The sequence below is a fragment of the Dyadobacter sp. HNCC25DJ185 genome, assembly GCF_056895195.1.
Map to the genome: position 1 here is coordinate 706,264 of NZ_JBXHAR010000004.1, position 18,546 is coordinate 724,809.

At 44.9% G+C, this 18,546-nt stretch carries 20 protein-coding genes; 11 read left to right on the forward strand and 9 right to left on the reverse strand.

Features of this window, described 5'->3' with window-relative positions; all coding sequences use genetic code 11:
• Nucleotides 1-2: 2 nt before the first annotated feature.
• The 4 genes from AC1XUF_RS14860 to AC1XUF_RS14875 form a co-directional block, all read right to left on the reverse strand.
• Entirely contained in the window at nucleotides 3-857 is an 855-nt protein-coding gene (locus tag AC1XUF_RS14860) for a nucleotidyl transferase AbiEii/AbiGii toxin family protein (protein WP_483342586.1), read from the reverse strand.
• On the reverse strand, nucleotides 854-1,492 hold the full coding sequence (locus AC1XUF_RS14865; protein WP_483342587.1) for a type IV toxin-antitoxin system AbiEi family antitoxin domain-containing protein: 639 nt from the start codon (nucleotides 1,490-1,492) through the stop codon (nucleotides 854-856). The genes AC1XUF_RS14860 and AC1XUF_RS14865 overlap by 4 nt, the downstream gene beginning before the upstream one ends.
• A 511-nt stretch (nucleotides 1,493-2,003) precedes the next feature.
• Nucleotides 2,004-3,581 (reverse strand): TROVE domain-containing protein, encoded by a 1,578-nt coding sequence (locus AC1XUF_RS14870; RefSeq protein WP_483342588.1) that lies wholly within the window; start codon nucleotides 3,579-3,581, stop codon nucleotides 2,004-2,006.
• 88 nt (nucleotides 3,582-3,669) lie between these two features.
• Complete coding sequence (locus tag AC1XUF_RS14875) at nucleotides 3,670-5,124, reverse strand: RtcB family protein (RefSeq protein ID WP_483342589.1); 1,455 nt, start codon at nucleotides 5,122-5,124, stop codon at nucleotides 3,670-3,672.
• Between the two features lie 98 nt (nucleotides 5,125-5,222).
• Here AC1XUF_RS14875 and AC1XUF_RS14880 point away from each other — a divergent pair, with 98 nt between their 5' ends.
• Together AC1XUF_RS14880 and AC1XUF_RS14885 are read left to right on the forward strand one after the other, a co-directional pair.
• Nucleotides 5,223-6,236 carry a helix-turn-helix transcriptional regulator gene (locus AC1XUF_RS14880; RefSeq protein WP_483342590.1) on the forward strand — a complete coding sequence of 338 codons (1,014 nt, stop codon included), beginning with the start codon at nucleotides 5,223-5,225 and terminating at the stop codon, nucleotides 6,234-6,236.
• 234 nt (nucleotides 6,237-6,470) lie between these two features.
• On the forward strand, nucleotides 6,471-7,499 hold the full coding sequence (locus AC1XUF_RS14885; RefSeq protein WP_483342591.1) for a PDDEXK nuclease domain-containing protein: 1,029 nt from the start codon (nucleotides 6,471-6,473) through the stop codon (nucleotides 7,497-7,499).
• A gap of 50 nt (nucleotides 7,500-7,549) precedes the next feature.
• Here AC1XUF_RS14885 and AC1XUF_RS14890 read toward each other — a convergent pair whose 3' ends face one another.
• On the reverse strand, nucleotides 7,550-7,915 hold the full coding sequence (locus AC1XUF_RS14890) for a winged helix-turn-helix transcriptional regulator (protein ID WP_483342592.1): 366 nt from the start codon (nucleotides 7,913-7,915) through the stop codon (nucleotides 7,550-7,552).
• Nucleotides 7,916-8,023: 108 nt separating this feature from the next.
• Here AC1XUF_RS14890 and AC1XUF_RS14895 point away from each other — a divergent pair, with 108 nt between their 5' ends.
• The 3 genes from AC1XUF_RS14895 (at nucleotide 8,024) to AC1XUF_RS14905 (ending at nucleotide 10,304) form a co-directional block, all read left to right on the forward strand.
• Complete coding sequence (locus AC1XUF_RS14895) at nucleotides 8,024-8,788, forward strand: SDR family NAD(P)-dependent oxidoreductase (RefSeq protein ID WP_483342593.1); 765 nt, start codon at nucleotides 8,024-8,026, stop codon at nucleotides 8,786-8,788.
• Between the two features lie 54 nt (nucleotides 8,789-8,842).
• Nucleotides 8,843-9,469: an NADPH-dependent F420 reductase gene (locus AC1XUF_RS14900; RefSeq protein WP_483342594.1), complete on the forward strand. Its 627-nt coding sequence runs from the start codon at nucleotides 8,843-8,845 to the stop codon at nucleotides 9,467-9,469.
• Between the two features lie 76 nt (nucleotides 9,470-9,545).
• Nucleotides 9,546-10,304, forward strand: coding sequence for an SDR family NAD(P)-dependent oxidoreductase (locus AC1XUF_RS14905; protein ID WP_483342595.1), 759 nt, complete (start codon nucleotides 9,546-9,548; stop codon nucleotides 10,302-10,304).
• Nucleotides 10,305-10,366: 62 nt separating this feature from the next.
• Here AC1XUF_RS14905 and AC1XUF_RS14910 read toward each other — a convergent pair whose 3' ends face one another.
• The 3 genes from AC1XUF_RS14910 to AC1XUF_RS14920 form a co-directional block, all read right to left on the reverse strand.
• Nucleotides 10,367-10,747: a lysozyme inhibitor LprI family protein gene (locus AC1XUF_RS14910; protein ID WP_483342596.1), complete on the reverse strand. Its 381-nt coding sequence runs from the start codon at nucleotides 10,745-10,747 to the stop codon at nucleotides 10,367-10,369.
• A 266-nt stretch (nucleotides 10,748-11,013) separates the two neighbouring features.
• Entirely contained in the window at nucleotides 11,014-11,256 is a 243-nt protein-coding gene (locus AC1XUF_RS14915; RefSeq protein ID WP_483342597.1) for a hypothetical protein, read from the reverse strand.
• Between the two features lie 26 nt (nucleotides 11,257-11,282).
• Nucleotides 11,283-11,813 (reverse strand): HIRAN domain-containing protein, encoded by a 531-nt coding sequence (locus AC1XUF_RS14920; protein ID WP_483342598.1) that lies wholly within the window; start codon nucleotides 11,811-11,813, stop codon nucleotides 11,283-11,285.
• 281 nt (nucleotides 11,814-12,094) lie between these two features.
• Here AC1XUF_RS14920 and AC1XUF_RS14925 point away from each other — a divergent pair, with 281 nt between their 5' ends.
• Nucleotides 12,095-12,385 carry a hypothetical protein gene (locus AC1XUF_RS14925; RefSeq protein WP_483342599.1) on the forward strand — a complete coding sequence of 97 codons (291 nt, stop codon included), beginning with the start codon at nucleotides 12,095-12,097 and terminating at the stop codon, nucleotides 12,383-12,385.
• Nucleotides 12,386-12,556: 171 nt separating this feature from the next.
• Here the strand turns inward: AC1XUF_RS14925 and AC1XUF_RS14930 are convergent, their stop codons facing one another.
• Complete coding sequence (locus AC1XUF_RS14930; RefSeq protein WP_483342600.1) at nucleotides 12,557-13,171, reverse strand: Crp/Fnr family transcriptional regulator; 615 nt, start codon at nucleotides 13,169-13,171, stop codon at nucleotides 12,557-12,559.
• A 189-nt stretch (nucleotides 13,172-13,360) separates the two neighbouring features.
• On the opposite strand from AC1XUF_RS14930, the gene AC1XUF_RS14935 reads away from it, so the two are divergent.
• The 5 genes from AC1XUF_RS14935 (at nucleotide 13,361) to AC1XUF_RS14955 (ending at nucleotide 18,317) form a co-directional block, all read left to right on the forward strand.
• Nucleotides 13,361-14,323, forward strand: a complete 963-nt coding sequence (locus tag AC1XUF_RS14935) for a hypothetical protein (RefSeq protein WP_483342601.1) — start codon at nucleotides 13,361-13,363, stop codon at nucleotides 14,321-14,323.
• A gap of 16 nt (nucleotides 14,324-14,339) precedes the next feature.
• On the forward strand, nucleotides 14,340-15,617 hold the full coding sequence (locus AC1XUF_RS14940; protein WP_483342602.1) for an alpha/beta fold hydrolase: 1,278 nt from the start codon (nucleotides 14,340-14,342) through the stop codon (nucleotides 15,615-15,617).
• A gap of 1 nt (nucleotide 15,618) precedes the next feature.
• Complete coding sequence (locus AC1XUF_RS14945; RefSeq protein ID WP_483342603.1) at nucleotides 15,619-16,917, forward strand: outer membrane protein assembly factor BamB family protein; 1,299 nt, start codon at nucleotides 15,619-15,621, stop codon at nucleotides 16,915-16,917.
• A 21-nt stretch (nucleotides 16,918-16,938) separates the two neighbouring features.
• Entirely contained in the window at nucleotides 16,939-17,511 is a 573-nt protein-coding gene (locus tag AC1XUF_RS14950; protein WP_483342604.1) for a hypothetical protein, read from the forward strand.
• Nucleotides 17,512-17,684: 173 nt separating this feature from the next.
• Nucleotides 17,685-18,317, forward strand: coding sequence for a DUF3267 domain-containing protein (locus AC1XUF_RS14955; protein ID WP_483342605.1), 633 nt, complete (start codon nucleotides 17,685-17,687; stop codon nucleotides 18,315-18,317).
• Nucleotides 18,318-18,546 lie beyond the last annotated feature (229 nt).

Below are 18,546 nucleotides of genomic sequence, written 5' to 3' on the forward strand. Positions count from 1 at the left end.
CTTCAAGGGATGACTTTCAATTTCACCGACAAATCATGAAAATACTGTGAGCTCCAGATATCTAAAACACTGGCATTCGGTATAAATCGCCGAATGTCATCCTTGATCCGCTGAAAGTTCACCGCTTCTATTTTAGCACTCAGCAGCTCCCGGAACTCCGCTTCGCTGATATCTTCCTGATCCCAATCTCCGCTGTCTTTCGCGCGCAACGCGAAGTATTTGAGGTTCAATGCAATGCCTTTGCGGATATACCATTCCATATCATACCAGTCGCGCCCCTTCACATTATCTTTCCATTTCCTGAAAAGCAGCGTATGCATTTTGCCCGCGAAAAGGTCGGAAATGCTAAAACACTTCACATAAAATGAAAATGGTTGAAGTAGCAGCTTTTCTTCGGTATCAAATCCAGGAGGCGTCATGGTATCGACTTCCAGTTTGATCTTAATGCTGGCCGTTTGTCCGAGTCCTTGCTGCGGTACCACACCTTCTAAAACCAGCTCCCGCCAGATTGTTTCCGATTTCAGGAATGCCGAATCAATGTTCGTTTTAACTGCTTTTTTCTTTTCCTTAATCGACACATGCATTCCCAGTGCTTCGAATTCATCGACGATCGCGGGCAGATAGGTGTTGATTGAAAAATCGGGATCTGCTTTGAGCAACGAGAAATCGAGATCTTCTGAAAAACGATCCAGTCCATAAAAGATGCGAAGTGCAGTGCCACCGTAAAACGCAGCTTTTTCAAAGAAGCCTTTACGATAGAGTCCGGCCAATGCTACTTCCTGCATGATTTCCCGTAGCGCCTGAGTCGCATCATCCTTGTTAGCAGGATTGTAACTTGCCAGCCATTCTTTAATCATAATTCGTTGATGAGTTTAATGACCTGCGTCAAGCTCTCACGTTTCGGCGAATCTGCCAACCAGGTTTCCATAGTCTGCACGTCCAGCTGTTTCAACTGATCTTCATCCATTCGCAGATTTTCAATCAGGTATGCACCGGCTGCGATTTTGCTGCGCAGTTTTAAGCCTGCCGTGCTAATAATCTTATCAAACAAAGCTTTCTCTGGTGAAGCAATAAGTGCATTCTGGTCTTTTCCAATCTCAATCCGTTGAATTCCAAAGCTATAATAGGGTAATGGCATTCGTATAAAGCTGAATGTACCGGTGGCCGTATCAAACCCGCGAGATGCTTTTGTAGTCGCCGAGGACACTTCGAACACCCGCTCGGGTATCAAACCGTGATAGGCCAATGCGCTGTCAAATGATACGTAGCTCGGTCCTAAAATGTGATTCGCGAGAAGAAATGGCTCTGCGCGCGTATCTGAAAGTTGCGGGGATGGCAAGTACAATCCCTTTTTTACCGGTTCAATAATACCAGCAGCGATTAGCTCATGGATTTTGTCATTGGGACGCTTGTAGTCTTTCAAAAGTGAACTTAGCAACTGATGAGTCAGTGGCTGGCTGGAAAGATTTCGTATGCTTTGCAATAAATCCATGTATAAATTTACTAGGATAATCGGAATTTTTCCGATTATCCTAGTGAAAATAACCATCAATCGACTATTTTAAATTGAAAGAGCAAAAGCCAATTGTGTTTCAGGAGTCGAACCTGACCGTTTTCACGGTTTCACCAGACGAAGTATCACATTTGTACGGCATCTTTCAAATATTGGAAGAAGGGTTAAAATCAATGTGTGACATACACCTTGCGGTGTCCTGCTCTACCCACTGAGCTACCATTGCCGAGGCAATAGGCCGGATTTGAAGCGAATCGTCGCACCGTCGGTGACGCGAAGTAACACACATTTACGACACTTTCTTTTTTCTTTCAATAAGGAGCAAAAAACGAAACGAGACGGGGGATCGCCTGAGGACTCGAACCTCCATCACGCTTTGCAGCACAATGCCCTCCCCCTAAGTGGCGCGAAGTAACCCGTTTCTACGGCATCCTTACTTTTTCTTCAAAACGGTGAACCGGCGGACGAAAATCCGATCCGCCATTCCATATTATAATGGTATGCTATTTATTTCATCCAGAGACTGTTTTCCGTTTTCAAGTGCGTCCAGAACAGAGAATATTTTGTCGCTCCATCCTGCGATCAGGTAAACGTCGTCCTGAATAATCCTCAGCGGTACCTGTCCATAACCTGCCAGATCAAAAAGATAAAGCTTGGCCTGGGTCGCCACGGTACGCTTGTACTGCACCCAAAGCGAATGGATATGATCTGTGCTGCCGGTACTATTCCATAGTTGACAGTCCGTAAACAGCATTACTTTATCCATCACTATTCTTTTATCCAAAAGATCTTTGATCACTAAGAAACCGTTTGTCGCATAACCCACTTCGCCTTCGCGACGGTAAAATTCCTGCACGTTAGCCAACACATTGTTCTTCGGGACATGGATGGTTTTCCACTTGTCGCCAAACATACCGACGCGCACATTTTTACAACGGGATTGTAAAAGCATGGCCAGCATTAAGCCAATATCAAACAGCTGAACCTTCGACTTGGCCGACACCGGTTTTTGCATAGAACCGGAAACATCACAGGCGAGCAGCACTTTCGTATTTTCATCAAACCCCGCAATGGAGGCCGCACTTTGGATAGCCGCCTTTTCAAGCGCTGTGAGTAATTCGCCGGTAAAGCCGTAGTCTCCGGAAAGCAATGTTTTTAACTTTTCCACCACGCCCGATGCGTTGGCTTTCACACCAACGTTTACCAGTTCGCGATAGGCGGCCAGGTAACGAAAAGGAAACTGCTTCGCTTTCGCTACTTTTTCAGGCGAAGACAATGTCTCGCATACTTTCTTCACATGCTGATAGGAAACGCCCGATTCGGCTATGTTTCGCAAATTGCGCAGCAAAGCCATGTATCCCAGTTTTTCGCTGTCGATCAGCTCTTCCCATTTGTTCTTAAAAGCGATTGCCCTGGTCTGCTCGTTTTCAAACACATTTTGGCCTAATGCTGATAATTCAGTTTCCCAGGTGAAAGGCGTATCCAGCGTATTGTTTGCGATTTTGTTAAATAAGAGCTGCTGTGCTTCACTTTTCGGTTTTGGGTGGACGACAAATAAGGCGTCACGCAATTTGATCTCCGAGCTGCGGTTGTATTTGGCAAACTGATATTCGTCAAACTTGTTGAATGCAGCCGACAATCCCTTTTGTAATTGCTTGGATAAGCGGTCCAGCTTTTTCAAACCTTTACGTTCATTCAAAAGCTGGTAACAAGCCAGCAGCTCGGTGATTTCGTCTGCCCGGTTCACCACCTTTTCAGTCAGCTTTGCAATCAGATCATCGCCTGAATGGATCTTTGCCAATTCGGTTACAAGTACCAGCGGAACCGAACGCATGTACATTTTAGTCCTTGCATATACCGCCAATTTGGCCACAAATAAGGGATCGTTTTGCGCGATCAAGGTTCTGACACGCATCAGACGATCACTGTTTTTCTCATAAAAAGAATCGTCGAGCGACCAGGTTACCACAGCTGTATAAAGCTGCATGGCAGGATTTAATATGAAGGATTTTGCGTCCTCGTAATTGAGCGCCACCGGGGCATTGCTTGCATTGCTGTTAAATTTCATGGTAACCTCCTTTCCTGATTTGTTGTTTCAAATTTCCATGGCCACTGCGCAGTCTTTCTGCGCAGTGGGAAATATTTTCAATTTATTTTCAATCTTCTGCTTTCTCTTTCGGATCCGCCATTCTCACAATTCTTGGCTGGAACTTCGCAAGTACTTCCACAAGATCCGTTTGCGCCGCCATTACCGCATGGATATCCTTGTAAACCATCGGCGCTTCGTCCAGACCTGAGCCAATCAGCGTAATCTTTTTATCGATCAGGTTCTGCGCAACGTCTGCTTTGTTAATCGTTTTAAAAGCTGCGCTTCGGCTCATTAACCTTCCTGCACCATGCGAGGCAGAATTGATCGATGATTCATCTCCTTTTCCCTTCACCACAAAACCGGGTGTACTCATGGATCCGGGAATAATTCCCAGAACACCTTTTCCCGCTGGCGTTGCGCCTTTGCGGTGCACCATCACGTCGGTTCCGTCAGAAAGTTTTTCCTTCCACGCGAAATTGTGGTGGTTCTCGATCCGCATCGCAGGTTGAATGTTCAGGGCACGGGCAATTTTGTTATGAATTTCATGGTGATTTGCAGATGCATAATCCCCCGCCAGGTTCATGGCTAACCAATATTCCTGTCCCTCATCGGTATTCATATCCAGCCACGCCAAATGTTTTGCCTCTTTGGGAAGCTGCGTTTTTTGCATGGCGATTTCAGAATAGGTATTTGCAATGTTTCCGCCAAATCCTCTTGACCCTGAATGCGATAGGAGTGCCAGGTAATTTCCGGCCGGTATTCCTTCCAATGCATTTTCAGAAATAGTCAGCTCACCCCACTCGACAAAATGGTTACCCGTTCCCGAGGTCCCCAACTGCGCATAGGCTTTGTCTTTCAGTGTTCTAACCGTTTTGACAGCATCCCACTCTGGACGGTCGAACAGACTTGTATCGAAATGCACTTTGGTTTTGCTCCCCATTCCGAAATGCGTATGATCGAGCAGCAATGTTTTTAATTTATCCTTTTCAGTATCCACCAATGTTGCAGGCAAATCGAAAATGCTCAGACACATGCGGCAAGCGATATCCACGCCAACCGCGTAGGGAATGATCGTATCCGCATTGGTTGCCAGAACTCCACCGATCGGCAAACCGTAACCCTGATGTGCGTCAGGCATTAAAGCACCCGCAACCGAAATCGGCAGTTGAATGGCTGTTTTCATTTGTGCCAATGCGCCCACTTCGATATGCTCCGGGCCAAAGACTGGAAAACTCATCAGCTCCTTTTTCAATTGCTGAACGGATCTTGCCTGCTTGATAAACTTCCCTTCTTTGCGGAGTTCGATCACCTTGTCTGCAATGTTTTTGAATTTGCCGTTACGTTTCAACGCATAAGGTGTTGGATCTTCGATCAGGGCTTCCAGATTAGCCATAATGGTTTCTTTGTCCATCACCTCATTTTGCAAAAGTCCGTTTGCAATCCTGCTGAAAGCAACCAGCATTTCAAGGTCGTTGATCCCAAGTGCACCAAGCTCTCCGTTCGTAATCTTTACTTTTTCCATGACATTTATCTTGTTTGACATGACAAAGCAAAACGCCAACTGCGCAGTCTTTTTGCGTAGTTGAAAATTTTTTGGTATTTTTTCGAAAAGATTCATTTATGCCTGTCAACCGCAATGCATTGATCCGCTACCGGACCATCGACAATTGTCTGCAAAACCGCCACCGCAAATGGACACTGGATGATTTGATAGAGGCTTGCTCCAATGCGCTTTATGAATTTGAGGGGATTGATAAAGGCGTGAGCCGTCGCTCTGTGCAGGCAGATATTGAAATGATGCGCAGCGACAAACTGGGTTACGAGGCGCCTATTATCGTTGTCGATAAAAAGTACTACGCCTATTCAGACAAAAATTACAGCATTACCAACATTCCGCTAAGCCATCAGGATATGAAGGTGCTGGGTGAGGTTTCTGCGTTACTCAAACAATTCAAAGGTTTCAGTCATTTTGCCGACCTGACAGAAATGGTCAGTAAGCTCGAAGACAAAATTCACGCGCAGAAAACGCACAGTCCGCCGGTTGTTGATTTCGAAAAGAATGATCATCTGAAAGGTCTGGAATTTATTGAGGGGATACGGAAAGCGATTGTCTCAAAAACACCCCTTTGTATTACCTACCAATCCTTCAAAGCAAGGCAGGCGAACACATTCTGTTTCAGTCCGTATCTGCTAAAAGAATACCGAAACCGCTGGTTTGTTCTCGGGCAATCACATCAGCGAAATGCACCGCTTTTGACGCTCGCTCTTGATCGATTGGTGTCCGTCTCGGAAGATAAAGAAGAGATATACCGCGAGAATGAAAAAATCGACCTCGCGTCTTACTATTCAGATACGATCGGAGTGACCAAAACTCCCGGGCAGCCGGATTGCGAAGTGATTTTCAGAATGAAGCATGAAGACGCGCCCTATATGATCACAAAACCACTTCACGCCACACAAAAAGTGTTGAGCGAAGACGCGGATGGCAAAATATTCAGTATCAGAGTTGTATTGAATTTTGAGCTCGAAAGAGAATTATTGGGTTTCGGCGCAAGAATCCACGTGCTCCGACCAAGAATACTCAGGAAGCGGATGGTTGAGCAATTGCAGGAGGCGCTGGGGTTTTATAAGTAAACTACCGAACGATGCCAGCTGTTTCTCACGATCGTGATTTTTTACAAGGTTTATCTCAAAAGGTTTTGAGTTTAAAGACAAGCGTGTGATCGAGCATTTTGAGACGATTGATGCATTTTTGGAAAGAAATCGGATTAAGAACATTGCGGATTTTGCAGTTGGCGAAGTAGGTAGCAAAATGAGGCTAGAGAAGTCGCTTGTAAAATACAGGGCAAATAAGTTAGTTTGACCTTTATGAACACACCACTTTCAGACTTACCACTTATTGCCAGTGATATAAAGCATCTCATTGAGCAGAGCAGGCAAAACGTTGCTGTCGCAGTTAATGCGGAGATTACCCTTCTGTACTGGAATATTGGTAAACGGATCAATCAGGAGATTCTGAATTTCAACAGAGCTGAGTATGGAAAGCAAGTAATTGCGACGCTTTCGGCACAACTTACTACTGAGTATGGGAAAGGTTGGAGTGAAAAACAGTTACTTCATTGCGTCCGAGTTGCAGAGGTTTTTCCGGATAGCCAAAATATCTACACACTGTGTAGAGAATTGAGCTGGTCGCATTTGCGCCTCATCATATATATGGACGACCCTTTGAAACGCGAATTCTATGTCCAAATGTGCAAAATGGAGCATTGGAGTTTTAGAACCTTTCGGGAAAGGGTTCAATCCATGCTTTATGAACGCACAGCCATCAGCAAAAAGCCGGAAGTAACGATCGCCAATGATTTGGAACTATTGAAAAAGGAGAAAAAGGTAAGTCCGGACCTGGTTTTCAGAGATCCTTATTTCCTCGATTTTTTGGGACTCGCAGATACTTATTCCGAAAGAGATCTGGAAACGAGCATCATTGTAGAGTTGCAACGGTTCATTACCGAAATGGGCAGTGATTTCGCTTTTTTAGCGCGGCAGAAAAGGATTACCATCGACAACCGCGACTATTACATTGACCTGCTTTTCTACCACCGGCGACTTAAATGCCTGGTTGCCATTGATCTCAAACTCGGCGAATTCGAGGCAGGTTTCAAGGGTCAGATGGAATTGTATCTTCGATATCTTGAGAAATATGAACAGGTCGAGGGCGAAAATACACCCGTCGGGTTAATTCTCTGTACTGGTAAAAATGAAGAACACGTCGAGTTGTTGCAACTCGATAGAAGTAATATCAGGGTAGCCGATTACCTTACTGCACTGCCTTGCCAGAAGCTGCTTCGCGAAAAGCTGCATAAGGCAGTTGAGATTGCTCAGCAGAGACTGTCGCGTTGAATTAAGTCGGCTCTCATGCATCACCATCTTGATTGCCAGCAAATGTTCCCTTATCCATTTGCAGTATACTTATAACTAGTCTCTTTGGGGACCATAGCAACCTCATACTTCAAATTCCACTCCTTAATATGCTCCAAAATCGGCAAAAAAGCCAAGCCCTTTTCCGACAACTTATAGTCTACCCTTGGCGGTAGTTCCTTGAAGGCCAGGCGCTCCAATAAGCCATCCTCTTCCAACTCTTTCAGCTGCTCGGTCAGTACTTTCCTTGAAATGTGCGGTACGATGGCATCCAGCTGACCAAAACGCATGGTACGGGTGCCTAGTACATTGATAATCATCGGCTTCCATTTATTACCAATGGTGCCGATAGCTCTCGTAAACGGGCAATTCGAATTGCAAAATCTTTCGTCTTTCATATTCTGAAAAATTTGTAGTTACCCGTTGGTAACCAGAATAAACTATTATAGTTTCAAAAGTAAACTATTGATGGTTCCTTTGCAACACAAATTTAAATGAAACTGAAAATGAGCAAATTAGAAAATAAAGTAGCCGTCATTACAGGCGGCAATAGCGGCATTGGATTGGGCATTGCCCGGGAGTTCGTACCTGAAGGCGCTGTGGGAGCAATTGTAGGCAGATCGCAGGAAACTTTGGATAGTGCTGTAGCTCAACTGGGTGGAAATTTCATTGGCATCAATGCAGATGTAACGAGCCTTACCGACCTGGAAAGGGTCTTTAAGGAAACGTTCGAAAAGTTTGGAAAAATAGACGTGATCGTAGCCAATGCAGGTGGTGCGGTTACTGGAGCAGCATTTGGTTCTGTGGCCGATACCAGCGAAGACGACTATGACCGGATCATGGACCTGAACCTGAAAAGTGTCTATTTCACTGTCCATCAAGCATTGCCGTATATGAATGATGGTGGTTCTATCATCCTGATCGGGTCCAATGCAGCGCACCGGGCTTATGCCTCATTTTCACTCTATGGTGCTGCCAAATCGGCTGTGATCCATTTTGCAAAAGGCTTTTCAAATGACCTTTTGCATAGAAAAATCAGGGCAAATGTGATATCGCCCGGCACGACAGACACGCCCGTGTTTGACAGGTTCGTCCCCATTGAACAACTGGAAGCTATCAAAAAATACTGGGCAGAGGTAATGCCGATCGGCAGGATAGGGCAACCATCCGACATTGGGAAAACAGCCGTTTTCCTGGCCTCCGACGATTCATCGTTCATGCTCGGCGCCGAACTGCTTGTGGATGGCGGACTTAGTTATTTGTCTAAATAATGAATCTCACTCCGGCGCAGGTTTACAAGACCCGTGTCAACAAACAATCTCAAAATGAATCAATCAGAAAATAAAGAAGCAAGCTACGCCATAATTGGCTTTGGCAAGATCGGCCAGGCACTGGCCTGGGCATTTGCCCGCAACCGTATAGAGGTATACGTTGCCACCACGCGCGACCCCGAAAGCTTTGCATCCGACGCGGCCGCGATCGGCCCCGGGATCATTCCCACCACACTCACGGAAGCCGTTAAGGCAGACATCATCTTCTTGGCGGTGCGTTTTGAAGCGCATCCGGATGTCGCAAAGGCGCTGCCCAACTGGCAAGGGAAGACCATCGTGGATGTAACCAATGCCTACGGCGTGCCCCCGGAACAGCTCGGAGGACTGCCTTCTGCCAGGTTTGTGGCGCGGGCCTTCACGGGCGGAAAACTGGTGAAGGGCTTCAACCATTTGGGCGCTGCCATTTTGGGCCAGGACCCGGCTGTGCATGGTGGCCGGAGAGTCGTGTTCCTGACGAGCGACGACGACGGCGCAGCAGCGGAGATTGCCGCACTCGCGGAAAAACTGGGTTTCTCCCCGATCCAACTTGGTGGGCTTTCGGAAGGCGGATTGCTTGTGCAGGCGCATGGAAATACCTGGGGTAAACTCATCTTTCAGGACTTGATTAAGTTCAACAAATAGTCGCAATCGCAAATTTCGATGCGATCCTGCCTGGTGGGTAAATGGCCCACAGTTTCAAATCTTAAAGAAATTAATAATGGATAAGTTAAAAAACAAAGTAGCCGTCGTAACGGGTGCTTCAAAAGGAATAGGTGCGGCTATCGCAAAACACTTTGCCCATGAAGGCGCAAAAGTGGTTGTCAATTATGCTTCGAGCAAAGAAGGGGCGGATAAAGTGGTGAAAACCATCACCGACCATGGAGGCACGGCCATTGCGGTACAGGCCGATGTATCGAAAGAAGCCGATGTAACCAGGCTGTTTGAAGAAACAAGAAAGGCTTTCGGTACATTGGATATTTTGGTAAACAACGCGGTCTTTCAGCAATTTTTACCTATTGAACAGGCATCGGCAGAAGCTTTTCACAAGCATTTCAACGTCAATGTTTTGGGTCCTGTACTGACGATCCAGGCAGCTTTGAAACTGTTTGGCGATAAGGGCGGCAATATCATCAACATCAGTTCGGGTGCAAGCAAATCGCCGATGGCGGGCGTCTCTTTGTACTCTGCGACGAAGGCCGCATTGGATGCCATCACGATTTCTTTGTCGAAAGAACTGGGCGCAAAAAACGTCCGTATCAACTCCATTTTGCCGGGCGCCACGGAAACAGAAGGCGCAACCAGCGCGGGCGTCACCCCTGGCAGCGAGTACGAAAAAATGTTCGTCGCCAATACCCCGCTCGGCCGCCGGGGCCAGCCTGAGGACATTGCGAAAGCGGCTGTGTTTTTGGCTTCTGAGGATGCGGCGTGGATTACCGGGGAGTTGATTTCGGTTTCCGGGGGGATGTTTGGGTTTTGAAAATGGGATGGCTTTTGCTGGGAAGGCGGGAGTTACTTTATAGGCCGGTAGCGTTTATCATTTTACGGCTTTTGCTTGACTGAGCCAGCGCATACATCCCCTTCTTCTATACCTACCAGCCAGACTTTCAAAGTTTTAATTCTTTCATTGGTAAGCTCTGCCTTCAAATTTGCAAGACACATAGAATGAACGCTTCCATAATACCCTGGTTCCCGGTCAGGGTATTTGGCTTTTACCTCAGCATCGCGAAACTGAATCCAAAGGCGTTGAGATGCTCTTAGGTTCTTTATAAATTCCTTATCTGTGGCATATTCTCGCAAGATTTTTTGATAAACCGAATTGATCTCTTTCTCTGCTTTTGCATAAGAGTTGTCGATCCCTTGCCCGAACGAGATGTGTAGCGATGCTAGAAAAATGATGGATGTTAATAGGTATTTTTTCATTTAAATGTCAGTTTGATTGAATGTAATGCAATAGAAATGTATACCGCCGGGGAGTCTTCTGCAACTGGGCCACGGGTTTCGCTTGGTACGAGGCTAAATGTGTATTGACCTTTTCAGAAGATTTCTTTCAGGCATAGCTGAACTCATGTATCCTGACATTACGATCTAATTCTCTCACCAGTGGCGAGAGTTTTGCATCGACTAGGTTTATAGAGTGTAGCCCGTGAAATTGATATAGGTGGCGGCGAATAGAATTGGCGTCCCGCCTAATCTCTCTTTGGAAGTGGATTTTTATCCAAAAAATGGCCCATATCTTCTGCCTGTTCTAAAAATAAGTTGGGCATCACAAAAGGCTTAACGTAAGATCCTTTAATCACTACTTGGGCATCTGTCTGCTTAGAAGCAAACGTAATTGGCCTTAAAGCACTAAAAACCATAGGTTTGATGGAGGAAATGAATTGTTTATTCCCAGTCAAGAATTTAACAGTTTTTTGTGTTTTATTTGCCATCCTCCCGTTTTTCTATTCTGTGAATCCTAGCTAACGATTGCATTAAATATCAAAAGTAAAATTACCAGAAATATGAATACAGTGATGCATCCTGTTGCGCTGTTGGCTTTATTGAGTGTAGGATTGTCATGTAGCTGTTGATATTTGACTTTGATTGTGTCGTCTAACTCGGTTCCCTGAGCACGAGCCAAGCCAGATTCATTAGTAATCCGAATTTGTAACTTGCGATAATATCCATCTCCTTGATCATTATCATGCTCAGTATTGTAGTGAGTGCTTTTATAGCCGTTCACATATGCCACGGAAAGTACATCTCCTTTATCAATAAGTTTAGAAGCTATTGCTGCAATATCCCTTTGAAGGTACCCAATTTTTGAAGGGCCGAAGTACACTGCCACAGCGTTTTCGTCATACATATTTTGTCGATCGCGTATTAGACGATATTGTTCGTTTTCCTCCAATAAGTTTAGATTAGCAACTCTATCAAAATCGTATTCTGAAAGTAAGTGTACCGAGGAGTTGAATGAATTGGCTGGCTTGGAGTTGTTTCGCGGCATAGTTCAAATAGAAAGTGACTATCGATGTCTAAAATAATGAATTATCATCTTGGGATCTAGCTCCGGTCCTCGCTAATTCATTGCCGCATCACCCATCCAATTTTTCCCCTATATTTGCCCCGCAAACTTTACAGATTACTTATGGAATTTTTACTAAAAATCAGGCCAAAATGGCCTTGGAGAGGCATACGGGTGCAAGTCCCGAAACCTGATCGAAAATTCCATTCGGTAGAGTTTGCGGTGACCTCTCCATTCTCTTTCCACATTTTTATCCATTTCAAATGCAAACTCTACCGAATGGAGAAGGTGCTGACTCGAACGAAAATCCAGTCAACACAACGTCCGATGCACGTCACGCATCAAATGTCGGCGACCCGCTGACGCAATCACAAGCCGAGTTTTGGTATCTCATCGAATGTCAGGGCTGCAAGGAGCTGGCGCATTCGCTCAAAATGATCCACGATCTGGCGCTTTATCATTCGGATATTCCGTTTGATATGGCCGAAAAGTCAGCGCTTTTCGATGTGAAATTGCTTTGGGAAGGCTTCGAAAAGATGGGGGCCAAAGTGTAGGAATTGGAGGACTGTTGGCGACAGTCCTTTTTTTGTTGTTTCATCGACAGTTCACGGCTTTCTGTCGACGGCCAGAACAAAAAGACCATTGCCCGGATTATCATCTCAAAATGGTCCATCAATCACAAGATAACATGCCGGGTTCAAGGGAGGCAAGCAGGAACGCAAAAATCATACACGGGCAGCAAAGTTTTCTTTCATATTGATTGTTTTCAAGCACCTGCTAAAAGTGGCCGCAGTTGTGCCCAGGTATGTCGCAATGTAATGATCAGGAATTCGCCGGAAAAGTGATGAAGGCTGACTGATGTAATGTGCTATTCTCTTTTCCACGGAGAGATATTTAAATACTTTTACCCGGTCGGTGAAGCTAATCAGATGCTGTTCAAGCAGTTGTACAGCCAAACCGGCCATGTAAACATCTTCCTTCACAAGAGTACGATAGGCATCATAAGAAATGGAATAACCTGTTGTGTCTTCCAGCGTTTCCAATACATCATCTGACATTTTTTGTGACAGAAAACTTTCGGCAATGCAAACAATGTCTCCTTCCGAAACAAGAAGCGATGTAATGTCCTCGGAACCTCTCAGATAGTAGGTTCGCATTGCTCCTTTTTCAATAAAATAAAGACACTTGCTAACCTGTCCCACATCTACCAATACCCTTCCTTTCGGGATCATAAACCTTTTCAGATTCTCCCGGAGACGCTCCTTTACCTGTTCCGATAAAACAAACTGAGAGGCTTCAAGTATTCTTTGAAGAGGCTTCATGCTTTCATTGACTTTCATATAGTGCGTACCGTTTGATGTATCTTCCTTATTATTTCTTACCACTTGTAAAGGATCTCTTGTCGTAGGACAAGATAAATCTATGTCTGGGGACAACTAAAATCAATGTCGTGGAGCAAGGTATAAAAATATATCACCTAAGTTACTTTGCATTGTACAAAAAGAATAATCACACCTAAATTGACATGAATGACAAATGCACAATTCCCCTCCGTAAAGATCTGTTTGCCCGTTCTATGTGTTATCGGGTATGTTTCAATGATCGCTTCCATCCTGGTGACATTTTCCTGCGACAAGAATCTTGTTCAGGAAACGCCATCCTCACGAACGGCCGCCGCTGCCAGGTTATCATCGGACGCTCTGCTTACGTCGAGTTACGAAATTGAAGAATTTTCTGCGACGCAGATCCTTTCCAGAATTCCGGAAGACTCTAAAGAAAAAGCTTTCATTGAGATTGATGCACAGCCTCGACTGGATAGGCAGGAGGTTAAATTTAAATTATTCGCAGACGGAAGGTATGAAATGACAACTACACAACTGGAACCTACCAGGCTTGAACTGTTACCTCCCTCGTTACAGAAAAAAAAGGTTGAGTCTGTAATCTCGTACAGGGCAGTGGTAGAGAATGATGTAGCTCATTTTTATGATACCAACGGAAATGAAACCAGCAAAGTACAATTGAAATTGACAAGATTCTCACGCCTCGCGGAGGAAATCTCAAAATCGGCAGAGATCAATAAAGGACAAATTGCTAATGAAATCATGGGACATCCGCTTATTAACGAAGCGCACATTTTAGGACTGGCAAAAGAGAAAAATGCCGAGATACTGGAAGACAGGGGAATCACAAAGATAAAATATGATTTGTCCCGATTTACAGCAGAAAGTAATGAAAGTATCGAAAACCTATCGAAGTACTCGGTTCAGTACTACGACTTTAAGAAAAAAAGATTGGTCGGAGAAGCACTCTATGATAAAAACGGAGGTAAGCTGCTTTATCGCTCAACAATCTTCTACACACCAATAGACAAAGGAAATCAGGTTGAAAGGGTATTGTCTGAAACCTTCGATGAAAATCCTAGAAACGGAGTAAAAACCAGGCATATCAAGCAGACGTTTTATAGCCAAATGAAAACAGAAGTAAACATTTAACCTCCTTTAATTAACTATGAAACCGACATCTCTAACATTGGTAGCCTATATCTTGCTTTTCTGCTTGGTAACAAGCATTTCATCTGTCTGCCTTTCACAAAGCCGTGGTGTAGATTGGATACACGGGCTTGGCGGGAATAGCTCTTCTTTTGAAGAAGTCGCCACATTCTATCAAAACAGCAGACCGATAATACTTCCATCCCGAAACAGCTATCCTACGGGTGATGGTATAACGTCTATGGCCATCATGGTTAAGACACTTACGGGTGGGCCAAACCGCCTTGGTATTGGTCACAGCATGGGCGGGGCGGCAATTAGACACGTAACCCTTCAAAATAACAATCAATGGAGCGGAGTGGTTACGCTGGGCTCCCCTTTGAAAGGAGCTCAGGTAGCTGCTTCTGGAGTGAATGGAACCAATGCAGCTTTTGTCAACAACGGAATCACCCGTATGATGGCCGGCCCGGGCGTGGGAGCAGGCTCAGCACCTCCGCTATATGCCGGTCTGGGTCTTAAATTAGATCCTGTCGCAGGGCTGCTCGGTGAGCTTTTTTCTCAATCCGTTGCGAGTAAGGTGAATGATCTTTTGATGGGAAGCTTTGGCCTTACCGGACAAACGGCGACAGACCTCACTCCAGGAAGCGCGTATCAGAACAGCAAAGTGGGCGTGTCAGCTTCCGTGCCCAAAATATTGATATGGGGTAATGAGTCGTATCCTGTCTTGTGGCGGACCGTTGGCACATTTGCCAAAGGCGACAAAACGGATGATCACGGCGTAACCAAGGCAACTCAAATTGCAGATCAATATAACCTGATTGCAAATGGCGAAGAAGCAGCGAGCTGGATAAATTTACCGCTTCACGGTTTTCATCAGATGCGGAAAAATAAATGGCAGGAAGGGAAAAACTGGGTCAATACAGACTCTAACACAGGTTGGCAGCAAGTAATCGGAGCCACTTGGGTTGAAACCGTCAACGGAACTTACTGGGAAAATACCTGCTCAGAAGAATATTATTACACCTACTGTGATACGCAGCCCGATCCTACCCAGTGCCGCTCGTATTGTATAGTCACTTATCCTACGGCTTACTACATTTATCATGACACACCGAGTGATGGCGTTGTAACGCAGGCATCGGCCACTAATCAGGGAGGAGCTTGGCAGGGATTTTCTCAACAGGCTTTCGGCAACATTAACCATGGTGAGCTTAAAAAGCTTAATAGGATACAGGATACGATGAACTGGCTTTTTGATGGCGGGAATAATGCATCTGTATTTAGAATTCATAATTGAAATGAAATCCTTTAAGCTTTTCCCACTTCTATTATCTGGGTTGCTGGCATGCGACCGAGATAATGTCACTACAAAAACCGACATGGACGGTGTGGTAACACAAAAACCCTTTTTATGGAAATCAAGTATCTCCGATGGGACTTTGGCCTACGGTTTATTCCATGGGTATCTGATCGATGGGAAAGGAGTACTCAGTATAGCTATGCGAAAGTCGCCCAATCCAAACGTCTACGGCGAATTCTACCTTCAACTAAAAGATACTGATACTGGCGAAAATATCTGGACCTGGGATGACTTTTACAATAAGCAACTGGAACGGACACTTCACAGAAGCATTGTTGTAAATGATGGCAAATTGCTTTTGCACGATCGGCTCTCTGACTACTGTATAGACTATCAAACCGGAAAAACAATCTGGAAAAGTCAGAGGGGGTTCTTTTCTTCAGACGGGCCTACGAATGTTGGCAATAACTATTTCATTTCCGGGATTCCACCAGCTTCCGGCAGCCTAAAAAAAATAGACGATAGTATGTATATGGGGGATTTGAACTCTGAAAAGATTATAGAAATCATAAAGCCTTTATACAGCAGCGAGTTTACTTCGTACAATGGCGAAGAAACTTATATCGGTAGCATCTACCGGCACAAGGCATTCCTGGCCGGAACGGAAATGATGCTTCTAATTCCTTATGATGAGATTGGTCCGGAGGCAAAGTACAATAATACACGCAGCTTCTTCGGACTCTACAATCTGACTCAAAAGAAATGGGTGTATGAAAGGGCTTCTTTAAGCATTGAAGAAGATGGAGGGGCGCCTAGCCTCATGCCAATAATAGATAGCGATAAAGTTTATATGACATCGTTCAATTCTGTTGGGTGTTTTGACCTTATGACCGGGAAACGAATCTGGCAGTATAGACTAACCTCAGCACAAATGATTGGATTGGATCTGATAAAAGTAGATAACAACCTCATAATAAATGGGAGCGACGGGACTCTCTATTGTATGAATGCTATTAATGGGGCCATGCTGTGGTCCAAAGGGTCCACAGCAACAAACAGTGACATCTACCATCAGGATGGAATCATATATGGTATCCGAGGCGACAACCTGAGAGCCTACGACCTGCAAAGCGGAAAACTTCTATGGGATATGCCTCCCCTGGATGCGAAGGTTGAGAATCGGACCGGATCCATATATAATGGTTTCGTGACAGGTATTCCAGCCCAAAACGGCAAAAAGGGACGCATTTTCGCCAGCACGGAATTGAATGTGTATTGCTTCGAGGCGATCAGGTGACTCACCCAAAACGACTACATCATGAAAAAAAATACGTTGACCATTATTTTAATGGCTCTCCTGGCATTGCCGTGCCTGGCTCAGGAAAAAGGTGAGAGTGAAATTACAGCGAGTTACGCAGTCATGCCGAAAGAAAATCCGCTGTCTACCTTGTGGCTGGGACTTTCTGGATTCGATGCCCTGGCGAACAAAAATCTCACGGTTCGTCGGGGTGCGGTGTTTGGTAGCTATAAATATTTTGTATCCAGTCGAATTGCCATTGGTGCGACGGCAGGTTTCAACGGCAACGTTGATAAGAGTATGTTCTGGTTCAAAGATCTCACCGGGTATGATGCGAGGATCGTAACTATAGCCGGAGAAATGACAGGATACTTTGTCAAAAAAACTGGATTCAAACTTTACGCAATGGCTGGACTTGGATTTTATACGATGCGATCATCATTGGATAACTATACCACATCGACTCGCAACTACGGGCCCACTACGCAACTGACCGTCATTGGAGTCAGGTTTGGAAAAAAGTCGGGTGTATTTACTGAGCTGGGTTATGGTTATAAGGGCATTATAAATACGGGATTTAGTACCAAATTTTGAAAGGCAAAAGAGCGCATGAAAATCAAGACAATGAAAATCAACGAATTACTCCGTTAAAACAGGCTGTGAAGCTATTTAAAATCCAAAATGAATTCCGATCATTAGTAATGATATGCGGTACTGGCTGGATATGTTGAAAGCAGAAATTGAAAATAAAGCGTTACCTCCGAACTATGAAACTTGATCCTGAGCAATTAAGTCAAAACGACTTCGTGTTGCTCGATACCCTCGGCCATATGGAAATCGTGCCTTTCGTTCGTATGTATCTTAAAAAAAGAACCCGCTCTTCCCTCTTTTTCAACATAAGCAATCTGGCACTGTTAGTTTGCGTTGGCTGGTATTGCGGGAAAAATGTGGGCAGCGGCGCATTTTCATTGGACGCCGGCCTCACCCACCTTTCCTACGGGCTGGCGCTCGCATTCGCTCTGATCCCTTTGCATGAGTATATCCATGTGCTCGCTTATAAATCTCAGGGCGCAACAAAGACATCATACGATGCGAACCTGAAACGGTTTTATTTCATGGCCGTTGCCGACAAGTTCGTTGCCAACCGGAAAGAATTTCAAATCGTAGCACTCGCTCCGTTTATGGTTATTTCTATCACATTATTGCTGCTGATATTACTTGCCGGCAAGCTTTGGACACTCACGATCATGGCGATGCTGTTGACACACACAGCCTGTTGTTCAGGCGACTTCGGTCTTTTGAGTTATTTTGATTTTCACCAGGATAAGCAGGTGCTGACCTATGACGACAAAGAAAAGGGTATTTCCTACTTCTATGCGAAGACTATAGTTAACAGCTGATATTCGTATTGCAGGATAAGTCTCTTTATGCTTTACTCAATAACCTTTCAATTTTCTTCCACCGAAAATCGCTAATTATCACTTTCTCGTTTGCCGGGGGGCTCACTCGGATATTCCGTTTTGACAAAGCAGAAAAGTCAGCTCTTTTTGACCTGAAAGTACTGTGGGAAGGGCTCGAAAAAATGGAGGCTAAAGCGTAGAGATTGGTGGACTGTTGGCGACAGTCCTT